Origin of the sequence: Lysinibacillus sp., from assembly GCF_032093475.1 — a bacterium.
Taxonomy (GTDB): Bacteria; Bacillota; Bacilli; order Bacillales_A; family Planococcaceae; genus Lysinibacillus; species Lysinibacillus irui.
Genome location: NZ_DAMDAY010000215.1, coordinates 1 through 2,651 on the forward strand (window position 1 = coordinate 1; position 2,651 = coordinate 2,651).

At 37.9% G+C, this 2,651-nt stretch carries 3 protein-coding genes; 1 reads left to right on the plus strand and 2 read right to left on the minus strand.

Annotated features, from left to right (window positions below; genetic code table 11):
* Together RT445_RS23505 and RT445_RS23510 are read right to left on the minus strand one after the other, a co-directional pair.
* Nucleotides 1-304, minus strand: a 304-nt coding sequence (locus RT445_RS23505) for a site-specific integrase (protein WP_313471746.1), incomplete at its 3' end; no start/stop codon positions are given.
* Nucleotides 305-736: 432 nt separating this feature from the next.
* Nucleotides 737-1,150 carry a hypothetical protein gene (locus RT445_RS23510; RefSeq protein ID WP_274797198.1) on the minus strand — a complete coding sequence of 138 codons (414 nt, stop codon included), beginning with the start codon at nt 1,148-1,150 and terminating at the stop codon, nt 737-739.
* Nucleotides 1,151-1,230: 80 nt separating this feature from the next.
* On the opposite strand from RT445_RS23510, the gene RT445_RS23515 reads away from it, so the two are divergent.
* Nucleotides 1,231-2,651: circularly permuted type 2 ATP-grasp protein (locus RT445_RS23515; protein WP_313471747.1), on the plus strand; the 1,421-nt coding region annotated here is incomplete at its 3' end.

Genomic DNA, 2,651 nt, shown 5'->3' on the forward strand with positions numbered 1-2,651 from the left:
ATTTTAAAGTCGCGACTTTTCGAGCTCTCGCCGCAGCAGAATTACCTCGTTGAACTTCACAGTACTCCATAAAGTAATAAAGATCCTCTAACGTAATAGCACGAATTTCTTCTATTGTCATTGTGGCAATATCTATAGCATCTAAATTCTCTATCCCCAAATCCTCTTGAACTGCTTTATGAAAACGGAAAAATAAAGTCAAATCATATTCATATTCTTTTCTTGTACGCTGTGACTTTCCTTTGATGGTTGTTAAATAGACAAGGAAATCCTTCATAAATTTTGGTTGCTTCGTTTTTTGCATCAAAAATCACCTCTATTTGCTCTATTTTACCATAAAAAACGTTCCCAAATATAAATTTGGGAACTTTATTACATAAAAAATGCTCTTTATGCGTATATAGAACAAATGTTCTTTTTTGTGCAATAAAAAATCCCCTTTCAATTCAAAAGAGGATTTCGTTATAAATGATTTGTGACAGTTGCTACATTTTAGGCATAAAGTTCACGGGATATGAATATTAAAATCTAGTAGACTTTATCTGGATTGCGTTAAAGAAAAAAGACTATGGGAGGATTTTGAATTTTGAGAGGAGTTTTTTTCGAGCGTACGCAAAAAATCAGGATTTTTCACAAAAATGGTTTGCGCTGTGAGACGATTTGAAAAAACAGTAGATGGGTAACCACCCATGTCGATTCGTCTCACAATGTGTATGGTATTTTTTGGATAAATCGGTTATTTTACAAATACTGAGTATGCTCCATCTGATTGTTTTGTTAGTGACCAGTTTGTCGATAACATTTGTTGAATTTTTGTGACTGTTTCCTCATCACACGTTAAGTGCTGGATACCCGTTTCTAATAATTGGTAATCCTTCCCTTCTTCTAATTGAAAGCGTAGATGCAATAAACGTTGGATGCCTGGCAATGTTACATACTTAATTCGATAATGGCCATGTAGTGCATCTAAGAATTGTTGTTCCCCTTCTTTATAAAGAGCCATTGTCTCACTAAATTCATAGTTTGGTACTTGTTCTTGCCAAGCTGATACATCCCCCGCTCGTAAGGCACGTAAAATCTCCTCGTCTGTTAAATCTAATTTGGAAAGTTTATCTAATTCATAAGCTTGCATTAAATTAATGATGGTCATGATTGTTAGCTCCTTTTTATGTATTTATTCACAGTGTAACATGTTTTCACTACTACTTAAATTCGGAGGCGATCCATATGATGAAGAAATTATATGATTCTAGTCTTTTTTTCGATGAAATGTTTGACGGCAATAAGCCAAAGCCTCATTACCGTTCTTTTCATCATAAGCTATCCCTTTTTTCACAGGAGCAACTGGAAGAAAAATACCGACAAGCACAGGCAAGCTTTCTCAGACAAGGGATTACCTTTACGGTGTATGGAACACAGGATGGAACTGAGCGCACGATGCCTTTTGATTGTGTCCCGATTATTATTCCTCAAAGACAATGGACTCATATTGAGGCAGGTGTCAAACAGCGTGTAGAAGCTTTAAATTTATTTTTACAAGATGTCTATGGTCAGCAAAACATACTACGAGATGGGCTCATTCCTCGACAGCTTGTAGAAAATAATCCCTATTTCACGCAAATGATGACAGGACTTCAAGTGCCAATCAAGAATCATATATTTTTAGCAGGTATCGATTTAATTCGAGATGAAAAAGGTCTTTATCATGTGTTAGAGGATAATTTACGCAATCCGTCTGGCATTTCCTATGTGTTCGAAAATCGAGATGTCATGAAGGAAGTATATCCAGAGTTTTTCTCAAAACATACTATTCTACCATTGGATAAACAGATGTGTTATATGAAAAAGGCCCTTCTGGCACATCGACCTCCCTCCATGCAAGCGGATCGTGAGCCTAAAGCCGTGCTCCTTACAGCTGGCATTTATAATTCAGCCTACTACGATCATGTTTTTCTAGCCCAGCATTTAAATATCAAGCTAGTCGAGGGCCGCGATTTAGTTGTACAGGATTTGAAAGTTTATATGAAAACTATCTATGGTCTACAGCAAGTAGATATCATTTATCGTCGTATCGATGATGACTTTTTAGATCCTGCTGTCTTTCGTGAGGATTCTTTACTAGGTGTTCCTCATTTAATGGCGGCCTATCAAGCTGGTCATGTTGCTATTCTAAATGCCGTTGGAAACGGTGTGGCCGATGATAAAGCGATGTATGCCTATGTACCTGATATGATTCGTTATTATTTACAGGAAGAACCGATTTTACCGAATGTGAAAACCTATCACCTAGGGGATGACAAGCAGCGTGAATGGGTGCTTAAGCATATGCAGGAGCTAGTCATTAAGAATGTCAGTGCCTCTGGGGGCTATGATATGCTAATTGGTCCCCATGCAAGTGAGGAAGAAATCGCTTTGTTTAAGCAAAAAATCTGCAAGAACCCACTGCAATACATTGCCCAACCAACGATTAAACTATCCAGAGCACCTGCCTTTCAAAATGGACGATTCTACCCTTGCCATGTCGATTTGCGTGTGTATGTCATGAAGGGCGAGGATTGTTATGTTTTACCTGGTGGTTTATCACGAGTGGCACTTGAAGAAGGCTCACTCGTTGTGAATTCATCACAGGGTGGTGGTGCGAAGGATACGTG